Raw genomic sequence first — 22,937 nt, 5'->3', positions numbered from 1 at the left:
CCCCGAAACAATAGGCCGTCAGCTACGAAAGTCTTTCGAATCCCCAGGGATGCGGACGGTGGCAGTACAGGCGCGGACAACGCGAAGGGCCCGTACGACCGAAGTCGTACGGGCCCTCCATGGTGCTCGCAGCGGAGCTACCAGGCCGAAGCCGTCAAGAGTTACTTGACGATCTTGGTGACCTGGCCGGCGCCGACGGTCCGGCCACCCTCACGGATGGCGAACTTGAGGCCCTCCTCCATGGCGACGGGCTGGATGAGCTCCACCTTCATCTCGGTGTTGTCACCCGGCATGACCATCTCGGTGCCCTCGGGGAGGGACACCACACCGGTCACGTCCGTCGTACGGAAGTAGAACTGCGGGCGGTAGTTGTTGAAGAACGGCGTGTGGCGGCCACCCTCGTCCTTGGACAGGATGTAGGCCTGCGCCTCGAACTCGGTGTGCGGGGTGACCGAGCCCGGCTTGATGATGACCTGGCCGCGCTCGACGTCCTCGCGCTTGATGCCGCGGAGCAGCAGACCGACGTTCTCACCGGCCTGACCCTCGTCCAGCAGCTTCCGGAACATCTCGATGCCGGTGACCGTGGTGGAGGTCTTGTCCTGCTTGATGCCGATGATGTCGACGGTCTCGTTGACCTTGAGGACACCACGCTCGATGCGGCCGGTGACGACCGTACCGCGACCGGTGATGGTGAAGACGTCCTCGATCGGCATCAGGAACGGCTTGTCGACGTCGCGCTCCGGCTCCGGGATCGACTCGTCGACGGCCTTCATCAGGTTGAGGACCGACTCGCCCCACTCCTTGTCGCCCTCGAGCGCCTTGAGCGCCGAGACGCGCACGACCGGCAGGTCGTCGCCCGGGAACTCGTACTCGGAGAGGAGCTCACGGACCTCGAGCTCGACGAGCTCCATGATCTCCTCGTCGTCCACCATGTCGGCCTTGTTCAGGGCGACGACGATGTACGGAACGCCGACCTGGCGGGCCAGGAGCACGTGCTCCTTGGTCTGCGGCATCGGGCCGTCGGTGGCGGCGACCACCAGGATGGCGCCGTCCATCTGCGCCGCACCGGTGATCATGTTCTTGATGTAGTCCGCGTGACCGGGGCAGTCGACGTGGGCGTAGTGACGCGACTCGGTCTGGTACTCGACGTGCGCGATGGAGATGGTGATACCGCGCTGGCGCTCCTCAGGAGCCTTGTCGATCTGGTCGAAGGCCGAGGCCTCGTTCAGGTCCGGGTACGCGTCGTGCAGCACCTTGGTAATGGCGGCCGTGAGGGTCGTCTTACCGTGGTCGATGTGACCGATGGTGCCGATGTTGACGTGCGGCTTAGTCCGCTCGAACTTCGCCTTCGCCACTGGGGTCCTCCTGTGGAGTGGTTCTGTACGCCTTACTCATCGGCGCCAGGATGATCTTTGCTGGGGTGCCGCCCGCCGGGAATCTCCCTCACCGGTCGAATTCCCGGCGGTCGGTGTCAAGCCTAAAGCGTGTGAACGGGGTGCGTTACTCGCCCTTGGCCTTCGCGATGATCTCCTCGGCGACGTTCCGGGGAACCTCGGCGTAGGAGTCGAACTGCATCGAGTAGCTGGCGCGACCCGACGTCTTGCTGCGGAGGTCGCCGACGTAGCCGAACATCTCCGACAGCGGAACCAGGCCCTTGACGACGCGGGCGCCGGCACGCTCCTCCATGGCCTGGATCTGGCCACGGCGGGAGTTGATGTCGCCGATCACGTCACCCATGTAGTCCTCGGGCGTGGTGACCTCGACGGCCATCATCGGCTCGAGCAGCACGGGGCTGGCCTTGCGCGCGGCCTCCTTGAAGGCCTGCGAACCGGCGATCTTGAAGGCGAGCTCCGAGGAGTCCACCTCGTGGTAACCACCGTCGATGAGCGTGACGCGGACGCCCGTCATCTCGTAGCCGGCGAGGATGCCGAACTGCATGGCCTCCTGCGCACCGGCGTCGACCGAAGGGATGTACTCCTTCGGGATGCGGCCACCGGTCACCTTGTTCACGAACTCGTAGCTGGCGTCGCCGCCCTCGATGGGCTCGATCGCGATCTGCACCTTGGCGAACTGACCGGTACCACCGGTCTGCTTCTTGTGGGTGTAGTCCACGCGCTCGACGGCCTTGCGGATCGTCTCACGGTAGGCGACCTGCGGCTTGCCGACGTTGGCCTCGACCTTGAACTCGCGCCGCATCCGGTCGACCAGCACCTCGAGGTGGAGCTCGCCCATGCCGCCGATGACGGTCTGGCCGGTCTCCTCGTTGGTGTGCACCTGGAAGGAGGGGTCCTCCTCCGCGAGCCGCTGGATGGCGACACCCAGCTTCTCCTGGTCGCCCTTGGACTTGGGCTCGATCGCGACCTCGATGACCGGCGCCGGGAAGTCCATGGACTCCAGGATCACCGGGTTCTTGTCGTCGGCCAGCGTCTCACCGGTGGTGGTCTGCTTCAGGCCCATGACGGCCACGATGTCGCCGGCGCCCACCGACTCGATCTCCTCACGCTTGTTGGCGTGCATGCGGTAGATCTTGCCGATGCGCTCCTTGCGGCCCTTGACGGAGTTCAGCACGGCGGTGCCGGACTCCAGACGGCCGGAGTACACGCGGACGAAGGTGAGCTTGCCCAGGTGCGGGTCGCTCATGATCTTGAACGCGAGGGCGGACAGCGGCTCGTCCTCGGACGGCTTGCGCGTGACGACGACCTCGGGGTCCTTGACGTCGTGGCCCTCGATGGCCTCGACGTCGAGCGGGGTCGGCAGGTAGCGCACGACCGCGTCGAGCAGGGGCTGGACGCCCTTGTTCTTGAACGCGGTGCCGCAGAACACCGGGGTGACCGTGGTGTCGCTGGACTTGCCGGAGGCGATGGTGATGCGGCGGATCGCCGCGTACAGCTGCTCCTCGGTGGGCTCCTGGCCCTCCAGGAACAGCTCCATCATCTCTTCGTCGTTCTCGGCGACGGCCTCGACCAGCTTGCCGCGCCACTCCTCGGCGGCCTCGGTGTGCGTGGCCGGAATGTCGACGACGTCGTACATCTCGCCCTTGGCCGCCTCGGCGGACCACACGAGCGCCTTCATGCGGACCAGGTCCACGACGCCCTTGAAGTCGGCCTCGGCACCGATCGGGAGCTGCATGACCAGCGGCTGGGCACCCAGGCGGTCCGAGATCATGTCCACGCAGCGGTGGAACTCGGCACCCGTACGGTCCAGCTTGTTCACGAAGCAGATGCGCGGCACGCCGTAGCGGTCGGCCTGACGCCACACCGTCTCGGACTGCGGCTCGACACCCGCGACACCGTCGAACACCGTCACGGCACCGTCGAGCACACGCAGGGAGCGCTCCACCTCGACGGTGAAGTCGACGTGCCCCGGGGTGTCGATGATGTTGATGGTGTAGTCGTTGTCCTCGAGCGGCCAGTGACAGGTGGTGGCAGCGGACGTGATCGTGATGCCACGCTCCTGCTCCTGCTCCATCCAGTCCATGGTGGCGGCGCCGTCGTGGACCTCACCGATCTTGTACGAAACGCCGGTGTAGAAGAGGATCCGCTCGGTGGTGGTCGTCTTGCCCGCGTCGATGTGGGCCATGATCCCGATGTTGCGGACCTTGGCCAGGTCAAGTGAAGTGGTAGCCATAAGGCTTCAGTCTTCTCTCGGTCTCGATGTGGGGAGCGACTACCAGCGGTAGTGCGCGAAGGCCTTGTTGGACTCGGCCATCTTGTGGGTGTCCTCGCGCTTCTTCACCGCGGCACCGAGGCCGTTGGAGGCGTCGAGGAGCTCGTTGAGCAGGCGCTCGGTCATGGTCTTCTCGCGACGGGCGCGGGAGTAGCCGACCAGCCAGCGGAGCGCGAGCGTGTTGGCGCGACCGGGCTTGACCTCGATCGGCACCTGGTAGGTGGCGCCACCGACACGGCGGGACTTGACCTCGAGGGTCGGCTTGATGTTCTCCAGCGCGCGCTTCAGCGTGATGATCGGGTCGTTGCCCGTCTTCTCACGCAGACCCTCCATGGCGCCGTAGACGATGCGCTCGGCGGTGGAGCGCTTGCCGTTCAGCAGCACCTTGTTGATCAGCGACGTGACCAGAGGAGAACCGTAGACCGGGTCGATGATGACCGGGCGCTTCGGGGCGGGGCCCTTACGAGGCATTCTTACTTCTCCTTCTTGGCGCCGTAACGGCTGCGGGCCTGCTTGCGGTTCTTGACACCCTGGGTGTCCAGCGAACCGCGGATGATCTTGTAGCGAACACCCGGCAGGTCCTTCACACGGCCGCCGCGCACGAGCACGATGGAGTGCTCCTGCAGGTTGTGTCCCTCACCCGGAATGTAAGCGGTGACCTCGATGCCGCTGGTCAGACGCACACGCGCGACCTTGCGGAGGGCCGAGTTCGGCTTCTTCGGGGTGGTCGTGAACACACGCGTGCAGACGCCGCGACGCTGGGGCGAACCCTCGAGTGCGGGCGTCTTGTTCTTCTCGACCTTGTCCTGCCGGCCCTTGCGGACCAGCTGCTGGATCGTAGGCACTACTTCTCCGGTTTCTGTGTGCCGATGGGTACAGCTAACCTGGAACATCTCCGACCCACGCGGTCGGGTGTGTCGAATACTGCAGATCCCCGCCGCAAGGCAGAAAAGGCGCAGATTACGGTGGCCGGTGACGGCTCCCCGTACGGTTGCAGGCACGCACGAGGGCCAGGGCACACCCCAGGCACAAGGTCTGAGCGTACCTACCTCATTGCCTGCGGTCAAAACAACTCCGCCACGGCCGGCCGCCACCTGCTCGGGGTACCCGGATTCGCCCGGTCAACGCGGGTGCGTACGGGAAGCGCACGGCTCACGTCGACATCGACGCCGCCGCGATCACGAAGATCAGGAACAGCGTCCAGCCCGCGATCGACAGCCAGCCCAGGATCAGGCCGGCCAGCGCGAAGCCGTCGCCCCCCTCGCCCGTCCGGCGTATCTCGCTGCGGGCCGTGTGGCCCAGCACCACGGCGGGGATACCGGTCAGCCCCGCCGTCATCGTCGTCAGGATGCCGCACACCAGGGCGCCCACGGCCTTGCCGTTGTTGGGCGGCGGCAGCGTCGGCGCCGGCAGGAACGTACGCGGCACGGGGGCCGCGGCCACCGCCGACTGCATCGGGACCGGACCCTGCGGCAGGTCGGCGACGAGCAGACCCAGCTCCCCCACCGTCCGCGCCTCGTACGCCCGCGCGATGCGCTTCTCCAGTTCGGCCTGTTGCAGCCGGCCCTCGCTGAACCCCGCTCTGAGGACGTCGACGGCACGTTCGCGGTCCGCGTGGGACGCGAGCATCGACGAGCCGTGCTGCGGGCCCTGCCCGCTCCACGGCTGCCACGGTGTCGGATATGTCACGGAACACCTCCCCCGGCGGCGGTATGGCCTCCATCATCTCCAAACGCGCCCCGAAGCGCGATGGTTCCCTCCCCGCGGGAAGACACCTCCGAGAGCGTGAGGAGGCCGTACACGCCGACGGGCGGCCACCCCTGGGGGTGACCGCCCGTCGTGTGCTCATGAGCCGCGGGCGCGGCCGTGACCGCGCCCGCCGACCGCCTACTGGTTGTACGGACCGTAGTCGTAGTCCTCCAGCGGCACCGCCTGGCCGGAGCCCGTGCCGAACGGCGAGTAGTCGATGTCGTCGTAGCCGACGGCCGAGTACATCGCGGCCTTGGCCTCCTCGGTCGGCTCGACCCGGATGTTGCGGTAGCGGGACAGGCCCGTACCGGCCGGGATGAGCTTACCGATGATGACGTTCTCCTTGAGGCCGATGAGGCTGTCGGACTTGGCGTTGATCGCCGCGTCCGTCAGGACCCTGGTCGTCTCCTGGAAGGAGGCGGCCGACAGCCAGGACTCCGTCGCCAGCGAGGCCTTGGTGATACCCATCAGCTGCGGACGCCCGGAGGCCGGGTGACCGCCCTCCTGGACCACACGACGGTTCTCGGTCTCGAACTTGCCGCGCTCGACGAGCTCGCCCGGCAGCAGCTCCGCGTCGCCGGACTCGATGATCGTCACCCGGCGGAGCATCTGCCGGATGATGATCTCGATGTGCTTGTCGTGGATCGACACGCCCTGCGAGTTGTAGACCTTCTGGACCTCGCCGACCAGGTGCACCTGGACCGCGCGCTGACCGAGGATGCGCAGCACGTCGTGCGGGTTGGTGGCACCCACCGTGAGCTTCTGGCCCACGTCGACGTGGTCGCCCTCGCCCACCAGCAGACGGGCACGCTTGGAGATCGGGAACGCCGTCTCGTCGCTGCCGTCGTCGGGGGTGACGACGATCTTCTTCGTCTTCTCGGTCTCCTCGATCCGCACCCGGCCGGAGGCCTCGGAGATCGGGGCGACACCCTTCGGAGTACGGGCCTCGAAGAGCTCGACGACACGCGGCAGACCCTGCGTGATGTCGTCACCGGCCACACCACCGGTGTGGAAGGTACGCATCGTCAGCTGGGTGCCGGGCTCACCGATGGACTGGGCGGCGATGATGCCGACCGCCTCACCGATGTCGACCAGCTTGCCGGTGGCCAGCGAACGGCCGTAGCACATGGCGCAGGTGCCGACGGCGGACTCGCAGGTCAGGACCGAGCGGGTCTTGACCTCCTCGACGCCGTGCCGGACGAGCTCCTCGATGAGGACGTCGCCCAGGTCGGTGCCGGCCGGGGCCAGCACCTTGCCCTCGACGACGATGTCCTCGGCGAGGCAGCGCGCGTACACGGACGTCTCGACGTCCTCGGTCTTGCTCAGCACGCCGTCCGCACCGCGCTCGGCGATCTTGAGCCGCAGACCGCGGTCGGTGCCGCAGTCCTCCTCGCGGATGATGACGTCCTGCGAGACGTCGACCAGACGACGGGTGAGGTAACCCGAGTCGGCCGTACGCAGGGCGGTGTCCGCCAGACCCTTACGGGCACCGTGCGTGGAGATGAAGTACTCCAGCACGGACAGGCCCTCACGGAAGGACGCCTTGATGGGACGCGGGATCGTCTCGTTCTTGGCGTTGGACACCAGACCGCGCATACCGGCGATCTGACGCATCTGCATCATGTTTCCGCGCGCACCCGAGTCGACCATCATGAAGATGGGGTTCGTCTTCGGGAAGTTCGCGTTCATCGCCTCGGCGACCTCGTTGGTCGCCTTGGTCCAGATCGCGATGAGCTCCTGGGTGCGCTCTTCCTTGGTGATCAGACCGCGCTCGTACTGCTTCTGGACCTTCTCGTCCTGCGCCTCGTAGCCCTTGACGATCTCCTTCTTCGCCTCGGGAACGACGACGTCGGAGATGGCCACGGTGACACCGGAACGGGTGCCCCAGTAGAAGCCGGCCGCCTTCAGGTTGTCGAGCGTCGCCGCCACGACGACCTTCGGGTAGCGCTCGGCCAGGTCGTTGACGATCTCGCCGAGCTGCTTCTTGCCCACCGAGTAGTCGACGAACGGGTAGTCCTCGGGCAGCAGCTCGTTGAAGAGCGCACGGCCCAGCGTGGTCTTGAGGCGGAACGGGTCGCCCTGCTGCCAGGCGGCGGCGTCGGCGTCGTCCTCCTCGGAGACCGGCGGGGTCCAGCCGCGCGGCGGGATGGTGCCCACCGGGAAGCGGATGTCGACCGGCGACTGGAGCGCGAGCTCGCCGGCGTCGAACGCCATGGTCGCCTCGGCGGTGGAGCCGAACGCCCGGCCCTCGCCCTTGGTGTCCCGCATCTCGCCGTCGGTGGTGAGGAAGAACAGACCGAGGACCATGTCCTGGGTCGGCATCGTCACCGGACGGCCGTCGGCGGGCTTGAGGATGTTGTTCGAGGACAGCATCAGGATGCGGGCCTCGGCCTGCGCCTCCGCGGACAGTGGCAGGTGCACGGCCATCTGGTCACCGTCGAAGTCCGCGTTGAACGCGGTGCAGACGAGCGGGTGGATCTGGATGGCCTTGCCCTCGACCAGCTGCGGCTCGAAGGCCTGGATGCCGAGGCGGTGCAGGGTGGGCGCACGGTTCAGCAGCACCGGGTGCTCGGCGATGACCTCTTCGAGGACGTCGTACACCACGGTGCGACCGCGCTCGACCATGCGCTTGGCCGACTTGATGTTCTGCGCGTGGTTCAGGTCGACCAGGCGCTTCATCACGAACGGCTTGAACAGCTCCAGCGCCATCGCCTTCGGCAGACCGCACTGGTGCAGCTTCAGCTGCGGACCGACGACGATCACGGAACGCGCGGAGTAGTCCACGCGCTTGCCGAGCAGGTTCTGACGGAAGCGGCCCTGCTTGCCCTTGAGCATGTCGGACAGCGACTTCAGCGGACGGTTGCCGGGGCCCGTGACCGGGCGGCCGCGGCGGCCGTTGTCGAAGAGCGCGTCGACGGCCTCCTGGAGCATGCGCTTCTCGTTGTTCACGATGATCTCGGGCGCGCCGAGGTCGAGAAGCCGCTTCAGGCGGTTGTTGCGGTTGATGACACGGCGGTACAGGTCGTTCAGGTCGGAGGTCGCGAAGCGGCCACCGTCCAGCTGCACCATCGGACGCAGGTCCGGCGGGATGACCGGGACGCAGTCCAGGACCATGCCCTTGGGGCTGTTGGAGGTCTGCAGGAACGCGGAGACGACCTTCAGCCGCTTCAGGGCGCGGGTCTTCTTCTGGCCCTTGCCGGTGCGGATGATCTCGCGGAGCTTCTCGGCCTCCTCGTCGAGGTCGAAGGACTCCAGGCGCTTCTGCAGCGCCGCGGCACCCATCGAGCCGTCGAAGTAGGTGCCGAAGCGGTCGCGCAGCTCGCGGTAGAGCAGCTCGTCGCCCTCGAGGTCCTGGACCTTGAGGTTCTTGAACCGGGTCCACACCTCGTCGAGGCGGTCGATCTCGCGCTGCGCGCGGTCGCGCAGCTGCTTCATCTCGCGCTCGGCGCCCTCGCGCACCTTGCGGCGCACATCGGCCTTGGCGCCCTCGGCCTCCAGCTCGGCCAGGTCGGTCTCGAGCTTCTTGGCGCGGGCCTCCAGGTCGGCGTCGCGGCGGTTCTCGACCTGCTGCCGCTCGACGGAGACGTGCGCCTCCAGGGAGGGCAGGTCGCGGGTGCGGCGCTCCTCGTCGACGTACGTGATCATGTACGCCGCGAAGTAGATGACCTTCTCCAGGTCCTTCGGGGCGAGGTCGAGCAGGTAACCGAGGCGCGACGGAACGCCCTTGAAGTACCAGATGTGGGTGACGGGGGCGGCCAGCTCGATGTGGCCCATCCGCTCACGGCGCACCTTGGCGCGGGTCACCTCGACGCCACAGCGCTCACAGATGATGCCCTTGAAGCGGACGCGCTTGTACTTGCCGCAGTAGCACTCCCAGTCCCGGGTGGGGCCGAAGATCTTCTCGCAGAAGAGCCCGTCCTTTTCCGGCTTGAGGGTGCGGTAGTTGATCGTCTCGGGCTTCTTGACCTCGCCGTGGCTCCACTGACGGATGTCGTCAGCGGTGGCCAGGCCGATCCGGAGCTCGTCGAAGAAGTTGACGTCGAGCACTATGCGTCAATCCCTCTCAGGGTTGTAAGTCTGTGGTCTGAAACGGGGGTCCTGGGGCCGGCGGGGGCCTCGCACGGTGGCGAGGGCCCCTGCCGGACTCCCGTCAGACCTCTTCGACGCTGCTCGGCTCGCGCCGGGACAGGTCGATGCCGAGCTCCTCCGCCGCGCGGAAGACGTCCTCGTCGGTGTCACGCATCTCGATGGACATACCGTCGCTGGACAGCACCTCCACGTTCAGGCACAGGGACTGCATCTCCTTGATGAGCACCTTGAAGGACTCGGGGATGCCGGGCTCGGGGATGTTCTCGCCCTTGACGATGGCCTCGTAGACCTTCACGCGGCCGGTGACGTCGTCGGACTTGATGGTCAGCAGCTCCTGGAGGGCGTACGCGGCGCCGTACGCCTCCAGCGCCCACACCTCCATCTCGCCGAAGCGCTGGCCACCGAACTGGGCCTTACCACCCAGCGGCTGCTGGGTGATCATCGAGTACGGACCGGTCGAACGGGCGTGCAGCTTGTCGTCGACCAGGTGGTGCAGCTTGAGGATGTACATGTAGCCGACCGAGATCGGTGCCGGGAACGGCTCGCCGGAGCGGCCGTCGAACAGCCTCGCCTTGCCGGTGGGCTGCACCATGCGCTCGCCGTCCCGGTTGGGGATGGTGTGCTGGAGCAGACCGGCCAGCTCGTCCTCGCGGGCGCCGTCGAACACCGGGGTGGCGACGTTGGTGCCGGGCTGGACGTTGTCGGCGCCGATGACCTGGAGCCGCTGCGCCCACTCCTCCGCGAGGCCGGAGACGTCCCAGCCGCGGCTGGCGAGCCAGCCGAGGTGGATCTCCAGGACCTGTCCCGGGTTCATGCGGGACGGGACACCGAGGGGGTTGAGGATGATGTCGACCGGGGTGCCGTCCTCCAGGAACGGCATGTCCTCGATCGGCAGGATCTTGGAGATGACGCCCTTGTTGCCGTGACGGCCGGCGAGCTTGTCACCGTCGGTGATCTTGCGCTTCTGCGCCACGTAGACGCGGACCAGCTGGTTCACGCCCGGGGGCAGCTCGTCGCCCTCCTCGCGGTCGAAGACGCGCACGCCGATGACCTTGCCGGTCTCGCCGTGCGGCACCTTCAGCGAGGTGTCACGGACCTCACGGGCCTTCTCGCCGAAGATCGCGCGCAGCAGGCGCTCCTCCGGGGTCAGCTCGGTCTCGCCCTTGGGCGTGACCTTGCCGACCAGGATGTCGCCGGCGATGACCTCGGCACCGATGCGGATGATGCCGCGCTCGTCGAGGTCGGCGAGGACCTCCTCGGAGACGTTCGGGATGTCCCGGGTGATCTCCTCGGGGCCGAGCTTGGTGTCACGGGCGTCGACCTCGTGCTCCTCGATGTGGATCGAGGAGAGGACGTCGTCCTGGACGAGGCGCTGCGACAGGATGATCGCGTCCTCGTAGTTGTGACCCTCCCACGGCATGAACGCGACGAGCAGGTTCTTGCCGAGCGCCATCTCGCCGTTCTGGGTGGCCGGGCCGTCGGCGAGCACCTGGCCCGTGATGACGCGGTCGCCCTCGTTGACGATGACCTTCTGGTTGACCGAGGTGCCCTGGTTGGACCGGGAGAACTTGGCCAGGCGGTACGTGATGTACGTGCCGTCGTCGTTGGCGGTGGTGATGTAGTCCGCGGAGACCTCCTGGACCACACCGTCCTTCTCGGCCTTGACCACGTCACCGGCGTCGACGGCGGAGCGGTACTCCATGCCGGTGCCGACGAGCGGGGCCTCGCTCTTGATGAGGGGCACGGCCTGACGCATCATGTTCGCGCCCATGAGGGCACGGTTGGCGTCGTCGTGCTCCAGGAACGGGATCATGGCGGTCGCGACCGACACCATCTGGCGCGGCGAGACGTCCATGTAGTCCACGTCCTCGGGGCCGACGTAGTCGACCTCGCCGCCGCGGCGGCGGACCAGGACGCGGGCCTCGGCGAACCGCAGGTCGTCGTTGAGCGTGGCGTTGGCCTGCGCGATGACGAAGCGGTCCTCCTCGTCGGCGGTCAGGTAGTCCACCTCGTCGGTGACCTGGCCGTCGACGACCTTGCGGTACGGCGTCTCGACGAAGCCGAACGCGTTGACCCGGCCGTAGGAGGCGAGCGAGCCGATCAGACCGATGTTCGGGCCTTCGGGCGTCTCGATCGGGCACATGCGACCGTAGTGCGAGGGGTGCACGTCACGGACCTCGAAGCCGGCCCGCTCACGGGAGAGACCACCCGGGCCAAGGGCCGACAGACGGCGCTTGTGGGTGAGACCCGACAGCGGGTTGTTCTGGTCCATGAACTGCGACAGCTGGCTGGTGCCGAAGAACTCCTTGATGGAGGCGACGACCGGCCGGATGTTGATCAGGGTCTGCGGCGTGATCGCCTCGACGTCCTGGGTCGTCATGCGCTCGCGCACGACGCGCTCCATCCGCGCCAGACCCGTGCGGACCTGGTTCTGGATGAGCTCGCCGACGCTGCGCAGACGGCGGTTGCCGAAGTGGTCGATGTCGTCGGTCTCGACGACGACCGGCTGGCCGTTGTCCCCGACGGTCTCGGTCTCACCGGCGTGCAGCTGCACCAGGTACTTGATCGTCGAGATGATGTCCTCGACGGTCAGGATGCCGGCGTCCAGCGGCGCGTCGGCGCCCAGCTTCTTGTTGACCTTGTAGCGGCCGACCTTGGCGAGGTCGTAGCGCTTGGGGTTGAAGTAGAGGTTCTCGAGCAGCGTCTGCGCGGCCTCACGCGTGGGGGGCTCGCCCGGGCGCAGCTTGCGGTAGATGTCGAGCAGTGCGTCGTCCTGGCCCTGGGTGTGGTCCTTCTCCAGGGTGGCGCGCATGGACTCGTACTCGCCGAACTCCTCGAGGATCTGCTCGGTGGTCCAGCCGAGGGCCTTGAGGAGGACGGTCACGGACTGCTTGCGCTTGCGGTCGATGCGCACACCGACCATGTCGCGCTTGTCGATCTCCATCTCCAGCCAGGCACCCCGGGACGGGATGATCTTCGCGGAGAAGATGTCCTTGTCGGAGGTCTTGTCGATGGAGGAGTCGAAGTAGACGCCCGGCGAACGGACCAGCTGCGACACCACGACACGCTCGGTGCCGTTGATGACGAAGGTGCCCTTGTTCGTCATGAGCGGGAAGTCGCCCATGAAGACGGTCTGGGACTTGATCTCGCCGGTCTCGTTGTTGGTGAACTCGGCGGTGACGAAGAGCGGGGCGGCGTACGTGAAGTCGCGCTCCTTGCACTCGTCGATGCTGTTCTTCGGCGGCTCGAAGCGGTGGTCGCGGAAGGTCAGCGACATCGACCCGGAGAAGTCCTCGATCGGGGAGATCTCCTCGAAGATCTCCTCCAGACCGGACTTGGTGGGGACGTCCTGACCGGACTCCAGAGCCGACTCGACGCGAGCCTTCCAGGCGTCGTTGCCGAGCAGCCAGTCGAAGCTCTCGGTTTGCAGCGCGAGAAGGTTCGGAACCTCGAGGGGCTCCTTGATCTTTGCAAAGGAGATGCGCAGCGGGGCGGTGCTGGCAGCGTTGTTCGTATTCGCGGTCGAGGCGTTGCGCGAGGCGGCCAAGAGGGGGTCCTTCCGAGGGCTCGGACTCACTACGCGCGTCCCGGTACCTCACCGGACACCGGGACAGGGGTTCCTGAGGTCGGCCAAAAGGCCAGGTCAGGGACGATCCAGTCGCCGGGCTCGAATGAGGGCATGCTCCTGGTGACGGGCAGGAAGCAGCTAACAGGCAGCGCAAAGGGACAGTGTAGCCACTTGGCACACTGATGTCCAGTGCGGGTCTACGGGCACTCGGAGGCCCTCGTTGTTCCTCAACACCTGCGGCAAGCCACGCCCTCGATGCACATCGATACTGCCCTCTTCGTCGCCGATCCATGCCTCGGATTCGGATCGTTGTGACGACGCGTCCTGAGAATTGCGCGCTGCGTGCGGTTCGTCAAGGCCCCCCTTGCCCAAACCGGTTGCTGCCGTCGTCATGTGCAGCGGGCACCGGAGGGCGCCCGGAGGCACGACGAAGATCACCCTACCCCCCGGGGCGGGGGGTGCAAGGCGGCTGCCGCCGGCGCCTCGGAATGCCGGTGAGCGACCACCCGATTGGATGATCGCTCGTGGGGGCGCGGGCGTTACAGCCCCGCGCCGGGAACGCTCGCAGCGGCACCGGAGCCCTCCCGGGGGCGCCGGAAACGCGGGAAGCCCGCGCGGAGCTTGCGCTCCACGCGGGCTTCCCTGCGAACGAGGGGTGAGGTCTTACTTGACCTCGACCGACGCGCCGGCGCCCTCGAGGGACTCCTTCGCCTTGTCCGCGGCCTCCTTGTTGACCTTCTCCAGAACCGGCTTCGGCGCACCGTCGACCAGGTCCTTGGCCTCCTTCAGGCCGAGGGAGGTCAGCTCGCGCACGACCTTGATGACCTGGATCTTCTTGTCGCCGGCGCCGGTGAGGACGACGTCGAACTCGTCCTTCTCCTCCTCGGCGGGGGCGGCCGGGCCACCCTGGGCCGGGCCCGCGACGGCGACCGCGGCGGCGGCGGTGACGTCGAACTTCTCCTCGAAGGCCTTCACGAACTCGGAGAGCTCGATGAGGGTCATCTCCTCGAACTGGGCGAGCAGGTCGTCCTGGCTGAGCTTCGCCATGATGGCGGTCCTTCCACTAATTCGGCTGGTGCCGGATGTACGGGGTGTGGCGGGCGTACGTCGGGCCCGCTGCGACCCGTGCCGCCTTCAGGCAGCCCGGGTCAGAAAGCGAGCCGAATTACTCGGCACCGCCCTGCTCGTCCTGCTTGGCACGGAGCGCGTCCACGGTGCGGACGAGCTTCGAGGGGAGCGCCTGGAAGAGCTGCGCAGTCTGGGACTGCTTGCCCTTGAAGGCACCTGCCAGCTTGGAGAGCAGAACCTCGCGGGACTCGAGGTCCGCGAGCTTCTTGATCTCGTCGGCGGACATCATCTTGCCGTCAAGGACACCGCCCTTGATGACAAGATTCGGGTTGTCCTTGGCGAAGTCGCGCAGACCCTTCGCCGACTCCACCGGGTCACCGGTGACGAAGGCGACGGCCGTCGGACCAGCGAAGAGCTGGTCGTCGAGCGTGATCCCGGCCTCGTTGGCCGCAATCTTGGTCAGCGTGTTCTTCACCACGGCGTACTGGGCGTTCTCACCGAGCGAACGGCGCAGCGTCTTGAGCTGTGCCACGGTGAGACCGCGGTACTCGGTCAGCACGGCGGCGTTGGAGCTGCGGAACTTGTCCGTCAGCTCGGCAACCGCGGCAGCCTTTTCGGGCGTCGCCATAGAGCCTCGGCCTCCTTCCGGGTGATTCGGACCGCGCGGACCCGAAGGAGGACTGGGGAAAACGAAACGCCCCGGCGCAGGCGCACGGGGCGTGGCTCGACCTTTTGTCACACGCCGGGGGCGCGGACCGAAGGGAGCTCATCCACTGTCACCTGCGCGGGTCGTCCGCTGTTCAGCGGATCCTTCGGCCACCGCACCCTCTTGCGAGCGCACGGCAACGACCAGCGGTCTTTGGCTTCTGTGGAAGCGTACGGGAACGGGGCGGGGGCAGGCAAATCCGCCCCGTTCCGCGACTCGGAGCAGGCGGCTCAGGCGTCCTGGAGCCCCTTGAGCATCTCGGCCAGGTCGGCGGTCTTCCCGGCCGGCGGCGCGGTGACCTTCACGGGCTTGTTGTAGTCGAGGACCGTGAAGGTCATGTCCATCGGCCCCTTGTCGGCGTCGGCCCGCATGCGGAACTGCTTCATACGGTCGTCGTTGCCGACCCACATGTCCATGGTGAGCTTGTCGACGCCCATCGTCCGGTACTGCTCGACGGCCTTACGGCGCTGCTCCTCGGTCACCCCGTTCTTCGTGAAGGCCGGCTTGTCCATGTCGTCCACGGAGATCGTGCCCCGGTAGTGCGTGGTCCTGACGCCGTCGACGGTCGCGGTGTCGACCTTCTTCACGTCGTCGGCGCCGGCGAGGATGTTCGACTGGGCCGTCGGGCTCTGCTCGGCCTGGGAGGCCGCGCCCAGTCCGCCCATCTGGTCCAGTTGCTTCCCGGCCTCCGTCCCGGACAGGTCGAACTTGATCCAGTTCTTGCCGTCCATCTCCTTGGCGGCGTCTTCGCCCCCGTCGACGTAGATGGCCTTGTCGATGAGCCGGACCTCCATGGGCAGGTCGGTCTTGCCGGGCAGGAACATCTTCATGCTCATCGCGGTCTCGGGCTTCATCCGCATGTCGGCCTCCGCCTCGATGCGGCCCTGCCCCGGGATGCTGCCCTTCATGCGGTAGTGCAGGGAGGTGATCTGTTCCGACTTCTTCGCGACCTTCGCCACGGCCGCCGCCGGCGTCATGGCGGGGGACTTGTCCGCCGCCTCCTCGCCCTTGCCGCAGCTCACCGCTCCCCCGGCCAGCAGCAGCGCGGCCAGCCCCGCGCCGACGGGCAGACGTACGGATCTCTTGTTCATGTTTCCCCCATGGAACACAGGCGACCGATGCCTCGCATACAGGCAGGACGTGGGATCGCCACAGGAAGTTCGAATGATCTTACGATTTTCCATGAGGCCGGCCGTCACCGCCCGGCATTTACGCCGATTCGTTGAACAAAAAACGAACGGACCCCGCACCCAGAAAGGTGCGAGGCCCGTCGGTGTGACCGCTGGGGCGAGCCGTCGGCTCAGACCGCGGCCGGGTCCTCCTCGACGAGGAGGTTGCGGGTGCGGTTCGGGTCGAGCTGGATGCCCGGGCCCATCGTGGTGCTGAGGGCGGCCTTCTTGATGTACCGGCCCTTGGCGGCGGACGGCTTCAGCCGGAGGATCTCCTCCAGCGCCGCACCGTAGTTCTCCACCAGCTTGGTGTCGTCGAAGGACGCCTTGCCGATGATGAAGTGCAGGTTCGAGTGCTTGTCGACGCGGAACTCGATCTTGCCGCCCTTGATGTCGTTGACGGCCTTCACGACGTCCGGGGTGACGGTGCCGGTCTTCGGGTTCGGCATCAGACCACGGGGACCGAGCACGCGGCCGAGGCGGCCGACCTTGCCCATGAGGTCCGGGGTGGCGACGACGGCGTCGAAGTCCAGGCGGCCCTTGGACACCTCGTCGATGAGCTCGTCGGCGCCGACGATGTCGGCGCCCGCGGCACGCGCGGCCTCGGCACGGTCACCGGTCGCGAAGACCAGGACCCGGGCGGTCTTGCCGGTGCCGTGCGGGAGGTTCACGGTGCCACGGACCATCTGGTCCGCCTTGCGCGGGTCGACACCCAGGCGGAAGGCGACCTCGACGGTGCCGTCGAACTTCGAGGTGGAGGTCTCCTTGGCGAGACGGACGGCCTCGAGCGGGGCGTACAGCTTCTCCCGGTCGATCTTGGCGTCCGCAGCGCGGAGAGCCTTGCTGCGCTTGCTCACAACTGCTCCTGTGTTCGTTTGAGGAGTCGTGGTACGGGCCGAGCAGGCCCTGCCACGGTGCTACGGGTACTACGGGGCTGGGGTCGCCCGAGGGTGGTTCAGCCCTCGACCGTGACGCCCATGGAACGCGCGGTGCCCGCGATGATCTTCGAGGCGGCGTCCAGGTCGTTGGCGTTGAGGTCGGGCAGCTTGGTCTGGGCGATCTCGCGGACCTGCGCCTGGGTGATCTTGGCGACCTTGGTCTTGTGCGGCTCGCCGGAGCCCTTCTCCACGCCCGCGGCCTTGAGGATCATCTTGGCGGCCGGCGGCGTCTTGGTGATGAAGGTGAAGGAACGGTCCTCGTAGACCGTGATCTCCACCGGGATGACCCAGCCGCGCTGCGACTCGGTCGCGGCGTTGTAGGCCTTGCAGAACTCCATGATGTTGACGCCGTGCTGACCCAGCGCGGGGCCGACCGGCGGAGCCGGGTTGGCGGCACCGGCCTGGATCTGGAGCTTGATGAGCCCCGTGACCTTCTTCTTCTTGGGAGGCATGGCTCTCCGGGTCCTTTCGATTCGGGTCCTGCCCGCCTCCGGGGACCACCCGGACGCAGGCATACCGCACAACGATAACGGGTATACATGTGCGGCTGAAAACCGAGCAGGTCAGACGGTCACCGAGGCGACCGTCTGACCTGCTCGGACGTGGGGGAACCAGAAGGTCAGTTCTTCTGGATCTGGTCGAAGCTCAGCTCGACCGGGGTCTCGCGGCCGAAGATCTCGACGAGGCCCTTGACCTTCTTCGAGTCGGCGTTGATCTCGTTGATGGTCGCCTGGAGGGTGGCGAAGGGGCCGTCGGTGACGGTGACCGAGTCGCCGACCTCGAAGTCCAGCACCTGGACCTCGACCTTGCGCTGCGGGGCCGGCTTGCCCTCGGCCTCGGCGGCCTCGCGGGCGGCCTTCTCCTCGGCCTCCGGGGCGAGCATCTTCACGATCTCGTCCAGGGAGAGCGGGTAGGGGTCGTAGGCGTTGCCGACGAAGCCCGTGACGCCGGGGGTGTTGCGGACGACGCCCCAGGACTCGTTCGTCAGATCCATCCGGACGAGGACGTAACCGGGCAGCTTGTTCTGCCGGACGGTCTTGCGCTCGCCGTTCTTGATCTGGACGATCTCCTCCTCGGGCACCTCGGCCTGGTAGATGAACTCCTCGACGTTCAGCGAGACGGCGCGCTGCTCCAGGTTGGCCTTCACACGCTTCTCGTAGCCCGCGTAGGTGTGGATCACGTACCAGTCGCCGGGCAGCGTGCGCAGTTCCTCGCGGAGCGCGGCGACCGGGTCGAGCACGGGCTCCGGCTCGGCCTCGACGGCGGCTTCGTCGTCGGTGTCCGTCTCGTCGGTGTCCGTCTCGTCGGCGGCCTGCGTCTCGTCGTCAACGGCCGCCGCGGTGTCGTCGTCCTCGGCGGTGTCCGCGTCGCCGGCGGCGTACTCGGCGGCGGCCTCGTGTGCGGCGGCCTCGGCAGCCTGGGCCTCGGTGGACTCCTCGGCGTCCCCGGTGTCCGCGCCCTCGACGGTGTCGAGCTCGTCCTCCGCGGACTCGACCGGCTCGATGGCGTCGTTCAGGTTCGGGTCAGACACTGTGGCTGCTTCTTCCTGGATACAGAGGGGTGGAACATGCGAAAGGGGCGCCGGACACGGCGCCCTTCGCTCCGGGCTCAGCCGAAGACGTACTTCGCTGCGTGGTTGAAGCCATAGTCAATCACGGTCACCAGACCGATCATGATGGCAACGAAGAAGATCACCACGGTGGTGTACGACGTCAGCTGGTTGCGCGACGGCCAGACGACCTTGCGGAGTTCCGCGACGATCTGGCGGTAGAAGAGGGCGAGGCGCTTGAGGGGGCCCTTCTTGCCCCGCTTGCCGCCCTTGCGCGCCTTCTTCTTGCTCTCCGTCACCTCGTCCTGGGCGTCAGGCGTGTCGAGGGAGCCCACGGCGTCCGTCATTCATCCTCACCTGATCCCGGGTCGTGGCCGTGCCGCGCCCGGTTGAGCCGCACGGCGGGTGCATGAAGTACGTACTCTGCAGCACACATCCTCGGTGAAGGAGTGTGTAGCAGGGCCGGAGGGACTTGAACCCCCAACCGCTGGTTTTGGAGACCAGTGCTCTACCAATTGAGCTACGACCCTTTGTCCGTCCCCCAACGTACCGCATCCGTCCGAGTGCCAGGCGTGCACCGGCTCGGCGCGGCCCGCAGGAGGCCAACGACGTAGGAGTGTACGTGGTCCGCGGCCGGGCGTCGAACGGAAAGCGCCCGTACGGTGATCGGGCTCCTGTCGGAGCTCCCGCGGGGCGCGGTCGGCGCGCCGGGGCGCGCGCGGCGGATACGTACGGTTGTCCGCCCCCTGTCCACTCCGTGTTCAGTCCGTGAAACCCGCGTGCCGGGGCGGTTTCCGGTCTGGAACGATGGGTGCCATGAGCGCTGCAACCCCTCCCACCGAGCGCCGGGTCTCCGCCCGCATCGGCGCGATCTCCGAGTCCGCCACCCTCGCCGTGGACGCCAAGGCGAAGGCCCTCAAGGCCGCCGGGCGCCCGGTGATCGGCTTCGGCGCCGGTGAGCCCGACTTCCCGACGCCGGACTACATCGTCGAGGCCGCCGTCGAGGCGTGCAAGAACCCGAAGTACCACCGGTACACCCCGGCCGGCGGGCTGCCCGAGCTGAAGGCCGCGATCGCCGCGAAGACGCTGCGCGACTCGAACTACGAGGTCGACCCGTCGCAGATCCTCGTCACCAACGGCGGCAAGCAGGCCATCTACAACGCCTTCGCCGCGATCCTCGACCCGGGCGACGAGGTCATCGTCCCGGCCCCGTACTGGACGACGTACCCCGAGTCGATCCGGCTGGCCGGCGGCGTCCCGGTGGAGGTCGTCGCGGACGAGACCACCGGCTACCGGGTGAGCGTCGAGCAGCTCGAGGCCGCGCGCACCGAGAAGACCAAGTGCGTGCTGTTCGTCTCCCCGTCCAACCCGACGGGCGCGGTCTACGGCGAGGCCGAGGCGGAGGCGATCGGCCGCTGGGCAGTCGAGCACGGCCTGTGGGTGCTCACCGACGAGATCTACGAGCACCTCGTCTACGGCGACGCCACGTTCACCTCGCTCCCGGCGATCCTGCCCGAGCTGCGCGACAAGTGCGTCGTCGTCAACGGCGTGGCCAAGACGTACGCGATGACCGGCTGGCGGGTGGGCTGGATCATCGGCCCCAAGGACGTCGTCAAGGCGGCCACCAACCTCCAGTCGCACGCCACGTCGAACGTGAACAACGTGGCCCAGGTCGCCGCGCTGGCCGCCGTCTCCGGCAACCTGGACGCCGTCGCACAGATGCGCGAGTCCTTCGACCGGCGCCGCAAGCTCATCGTGCGGATGCTCAACGAGATCGACGGCGTGCTCTGCCCCGAGCCGGAGGGCGCCTTCTACGCGTACCCCTCGGTCAAGGAGCTGTTCGGCAAGGAGATCCGCGGCAGGCGCCCGCAGTCCACGGTGGAGCTGGCCGCGCTCATCCTGGAGGAGGCCGAGGTCGCGGTCGTCCCGGGCGAGGCCTTCGGCACGCCGGGCTATCTGCGGCTGTCGTACGCGCTGGGCGACGAGGACCTCGTCGAGGGCGTGAGCCGCATCCAGAAGCTGCTGGCGGAGGCGCGGGACTGAGGCTCGTCCGCCTGCGAACGCGGGCCTCGAGGTACTCGTGTGAGTACCTCGAGGCCCGCGTTCGTCTGTGCGAGCAAGACCACTATCGGGGAAAGCGGTACCGGGACGGTCCGGGCGTGCGGCAGGATCATGCAATGGAGCGTGTACGTGAACTCTCCGAGCAACGCGGTGCCCGCGATGTCTCCGAGCTGCCGAAGGCCCATCTGCATCTGCACTTCACCGGGTCGATGCGGCCCGCCACCCTGCTGGAACTCGCCGACAAGTACGGCGTGCGCCTGCCCGACGCGCTGACCGAGGCGCTCCTCGGCGGCGAGCCGCCGAGACTGCGGGCGACGGACGAACGCGGCTGGTTCCGCTTCCAGCGGCTGTACGACGCCGCCCGCTCGTGCCTGCGGGAGCCGGACGACATCCGGCGGCTGGTGCGGGAGGCGGCCGAGGAGGATCTGCGGGACGGCTCCCGGTGGCTGGAGATCCAGGTGGACCCGACGTCGTACGCCCCGCGCCTGGGCGGGCTGATCCCGGCGCTGGAGATCATCCTGGACGCGGTCGACTCGGCGCGCCGGGACACGGGCCTCGACATGCGCGTCCTGGTGGCCGCGAACCGCATGAAGCACCCGCTGGACGCCCGCACCCTGGCCCGGCTGGCGGTGCGGTACGCGGACCGGGGCATCGTCGGCTTCGGGCTGTCGAACGACGAACGGCGCGGCATGGCCCGCGACTTCGACCGCGCGTTCGCCATCGCGCGCGAGGGCGGTCTGCTGTCCGCCCCGCACGGCGGCGAGCTGACCGGCCCCTCCTCGGTCCGCGACTGCCTCGACGACCTGCACGCCGGCCGGCTCGGCCACGGCGTCCGGGCGGCGGAGGACCCGCGGCTGCTGGCGCGGCTGGCCGAGGCGGGCGTGACCTGCGAGGTGTGTCCGGCGTCGAACGTGGCGCTCGGCGTCTACGAGAAACCGGAGGACGTCCCGCTGCGCACGCTGTTCGAGGCGGGCGTGCCGATGGCGCTGGGCGCCGACGACCCGCTGCTGTTCGGCTCCCGGCTGGCGGCCCAGTACGAGATCGCCCGCCGCTACCACGGCTTCACCGACGCGGAGCTGGCGGAGCTGGCCCGCCAGTCGGTACGGGGGTCGGCGGCGCCGGAGGACGTACGGGCCGGGCTCCTGGCGGACATCGACGCCTGGCTCGCGGCCCCGCCGGCCGCGGCTCCCTCCGCTATGCCCGGAGATCGACGCCAATCATCACCGGCTCGTTGACGAGGGTGATGCCGAACGCCTCGCGGACGCCGGTGACGACCTCGCGGGCCAGCGCGAGGAGGTCCTCGGTGGTGGCCCCGCCCCGGTTGGTGAGGGCGAGGGTGTGCTTGGTGGAGATGCGGGCGGGGCCGCTGCCGTAGCCCTTGGTGAAGCCGGCTCTGTCGATCAGCCAGGCCGCCGAGGTCTTGGTGCGGCCGTCTCCCGCCGGGTAGGCGGGGGGCTCGACGCCGTCGCCGAGCCGCTCCCGTACACGCGTGCGGAAGGCCGCGAAGGCCCCGTCGTCGAGGATCGGGTTGGTGAAGAAGGAGCCGGCGGACCAGGTGTCGTGGTCCTCGGGGTCCAGCACCATGCCCTTGCCGGCGCGCAGCTTGAGCACGGTTTCGCGCGCGTCGGCGAGCGGCACGCGTTCCCCCGGCTCGACGCCCAGTGCCCGCGCGGTCTCGGCGTACCTCAGGGGCGCCGACAGTCCGCCGGCGTCCTCCAGTGCGAACCGGACGCGCAGGACGACGTACCGCTCGGGGTCGGCCTTGAAGCGGCTGTGCCGGTAGGAGAAGGCGCACTCCTCGTTGGAGAGGGTCACCGTCTCGCCGGCGCGGCGGTCGTAGGCGATCACCTCGGTGAGGGTGGCGGAGACCTCCTGGCCGTACGCGCCGACGTTCTGCACGGGGGTCGCACCGGCGGAGCCGGGGATTCCGGCGAGGCACTCGATGCCGGCGAGCCCGGCCTCGACGGTGCGCGTGACGACGTCGCTCCACACCTCGCCGGCCGCGACCTCCAGCCGGTTCCCGTCGAGCTCGATCCCGCGGGTGGCGATGCGCAGCGCGGTCCCGGCGAACCCCTTGTCCCCGACCACGAGGTTCGACCCCCCGCCGATCAGCAGCAACGGCGTCCCGGAACCGTCGGCCTCCCGCACGGCCTCGACCACCTCGGCATCGGAGTCCGCGGTGACCAACCGATCCACGGCCCCTCCGAGCCGGAAGGTGGTCAGGGGCGCGAGCGAAGCATCATGAAGTACCTGCACGCCATAAGCGTACGGTCCACCGTGCCCCTTCAGGGGCGCGGGGAACTGCGCGACAAGCCCCCACCGGCGGTCACCCGACAACGAATCCACGGGGTCCAAGGGGCGAAGCCCCTTGGGA

The 22,937-nt window shown here is 67.9% G+C and carries 17 protein-coding genes and 1 tRNA gene; 2 read left to right on the top strand and 16 right to left on the bottom strand.

The annotated features are described in order from the left end of the window. Positions 1-161 precede the first annotated feature (161 nt). From tuf to OIE12_RS19225, 15 genes are all read right to left on the bottom strand, one after another. Complete coding sequence (gene tuf / locus OIE12_RS19295; protein WP_030380868.1) at positions 162-1,355, bottom strand: elongation factor Tu; 1,194 nt, start codon at positions 1,353-1,355, stop codon at positions 162-164. 145 nt (positions 1,356-1,500) lie between these two features. Beyond that, on the bottom strand, positions 1,501-3,627 hold the full coding sequence (gene fusA, locus OIE12_RS19290; RefSeq protein WP_329136992.1) for an elongation factor G: 2,127 nt from the start codon (positions 3,625-3,627) through the stop codon (positions 1,501-1,503). A gap of 39 nt (positions 3,628-3,666) precedes the next feature. After that, the gene (gene rpsG / locus OIE12_RS19285; protein WP_003992340.1) at positions 3,667-4,137 is read right to left on the bottom strand and encodes a 30S ribosomal protein S7; all 471 of its coding nucleotides are present in this window, start codon (positions 4,135-4,137) and stop codon (positions 3,667-3,669) included. Positions 4,138-4,139: 2 nt separating this feature from the next. Then, a complete protein-coding gene (gene rpsL, locus OIE12_RS19280) occupies positions 4,140-4,511 on the bottom strand; it encodes a 30S ribosomal protein S12 (RefSeq protein WP_003948652.1) in 372 nt (123 codons plus the stop codon). Between the two features lie 307 nt (positions 4,512-4,818). Beyond that, positions 4,819-5,295 (bottom strand): DUF1707 and DUF4190 domain-containing protein, encoded by a 477-nt coding sequence (locus OIE12_RS19275; protein WP_329142063.1) that lies wholly within the window; start codon positions 5,293-5,295, stop codon positions 4,819-4,821. Between the two features lie 258 nt (positions 5,296-5,553). Further along, positions 5,554-9,462 carry a DNA-directed RNA polymerase subunit beta' gene (locus OIE12_RS19270; protein WP_329136990.1) on the bottom strand — a complete coding sequence of 1,303 codons (3,909 nt, stop codon included), beginning with the start codon at positions 9,460-9,462 and terminating at the stop codon, positions 5,554-5,556. Positions 9,463-9,565: 103 nt separating this feature from the next. Continuing rightward, positions 9,566-13,051, bottom strand: a complete 3,486-nt coding sequence (rpoB, locus tag OIE12_RS19265; RefSeq protein ID WP_329136988.1) for a DNA-directed RNA polymerase subunit beta — start codon at positions 13,049-13,051, stop codon at positions 9,566-9,568. A 684-nt stretch (positions 13,052-13,735) separates the two neighbouring features. Beyond that, entirely contained in the window at positions 13,736-14,119 is a 384-nt protein-coding gene (gene rplL / locus OIE12_RS19260) for a 50S ribosomal protein L7/L12 (protein WP_329136986.1), read from the bottom strand. A gap of 118 nt (positions 14,120-14,237) precedes the next feature. Beyond that, positions 14,238-14,768, bottom strand: a complete 531-nt coding sequence (gene rplJ / locus OIE12_RS19255) for a 50S ribosomal protein L10 (RefSeq protein ID WP_329136984.1) — start codon at positions 14,766-14,768, stop codon at positions 14,238-14,240. Positions 14,769-15,076: 308 nt separating this feature from the next. After that, entirely contained in the window at positions 15,077-15,937 is an 861-nt protein-coding gene (locus OIE12_RS19250; protein WP_329136982.1) for an LppX_LprAFG lipoprotein, read from the bottom strand. A 209-nt stretch (positions 15,938-16,146) separates the two neighbouring features. Beyond that, positions 16,147-16,872, bottom strand: a complete 726-nt coding sequence (gene rplA / locus OIE12_RS19245) for a 50S ribosomal protein L1 (RefSeq protein ID WP_030380876.1) — start codon at positions 16,870-16,872, stop codon at positions 16,147-16,149. 98 nt (positions 16,873-16,970) lie between these two features. Further along, the gene (gene rplK / locus OIE12_RS19240) at positions 16,971-17,405 is read right to left on the bottom strand and encodes a 50S ribosomal protein L11 (protein ID WP_030380877.1); all 435 of its coding nucleotides are present in this window, start codon (positions 17,403-17,405) and stop codon (positions 16,971-16,973) included. A gap of 167 nt (positions 17,406-17,572) precedes the next feature. Then, the gene (nusG, locus tag OIE12_RS19235; RefSeq protein WP_329136979.1) at positions 17,573-18,484 is read right to left on the bottom strand and encodes a transcription termination/antitermination protein NusG; all 912 of its coding nucleotides are present in this window, start codon (positions 18,482-18,484) and stop codon (positions 17,573-17,575) included. Positions 18,485-18,561: 77 nt separating this feature from the next. After that, positions 18,562-18,849: a preprotein translocase subunit SecE gene (gene secE / locus OIE12_RS19230; protein ID WP_329136977.1), complete on the bottom strand. Its 288-nt coding sequence runs from the start codon at positions 18,847-18,849 to the stop codon at positions 18,562-18,564. Between the two features lie 110 nt (positions 18,850-18,959). Next, positions 18,960-19,032, bottom strand: a tRNA-Trp gene (locus tag OIE12_RS19225). A gap of 286 nt (positions 19,033-19,318) precedes the next feature. Here OIE12_RS19225 and OIE12_RS19220 point away from each other — a divergent pair. Both OIE12_RS19220 and OIE12_RS19215 read left to right on the top strand, forming a co-directional pair. Then, positions 19,319-20,545, top strand: coding sequence for a pyridoxal phosphate-dependent aminotransferase (locus OIE12_RS19220; RefSeq protein WP_329136975.1), 1,227 nt, complete (start codon positions 19,319-19,321; stop codon positions 20,543-20,545). Positions 20,546-20,679: 134 nt separating this feature from the next. Then, the gene (locus tag OIE12_RS19215; protein WP_329136973.1) at positions 20,680-21,798 is read left to right on the top strand and encodes an adenosine deaminase; all 1,119 of its coding nucleotides are present in this window, start codon (positions 20,680-20,682) and stop codon (positions 21,796-21,798) included. On the opposite strand, the gene OIE12_RS19210 is transcribed toward OIE12_RS19215, so the two are convergent. Continuing rightward, entirely contained in the window at positions 21,758-22,819 is a 1,062-nt protein-coding gene (locus OIE12_RS19210; RefSeq protein ID WP_329136971.1) for a UDP-N-acetylmuramate dehydrogenase, read from the bottom strand. The genes OIE12_RS19215 and OIE12_RS19210 overlap by 41 nt on opposite strands. Between the last annotated feature and the right edge of the window lie 118 nt (positions 22,820-22,937).

The sequence above is a fragment of the Streptomyces sp. NBC_00670 genome, assembly GCF_036226765.1.
Classification (GTDB): Bacteria; Actinomycetota; Actinomycetes; order Streptomycetales; family Streptomycetaceae; genus Streptomyces.
This window is presented reverse-complemented; position numbering and strand designations above follow the sequence as displayed.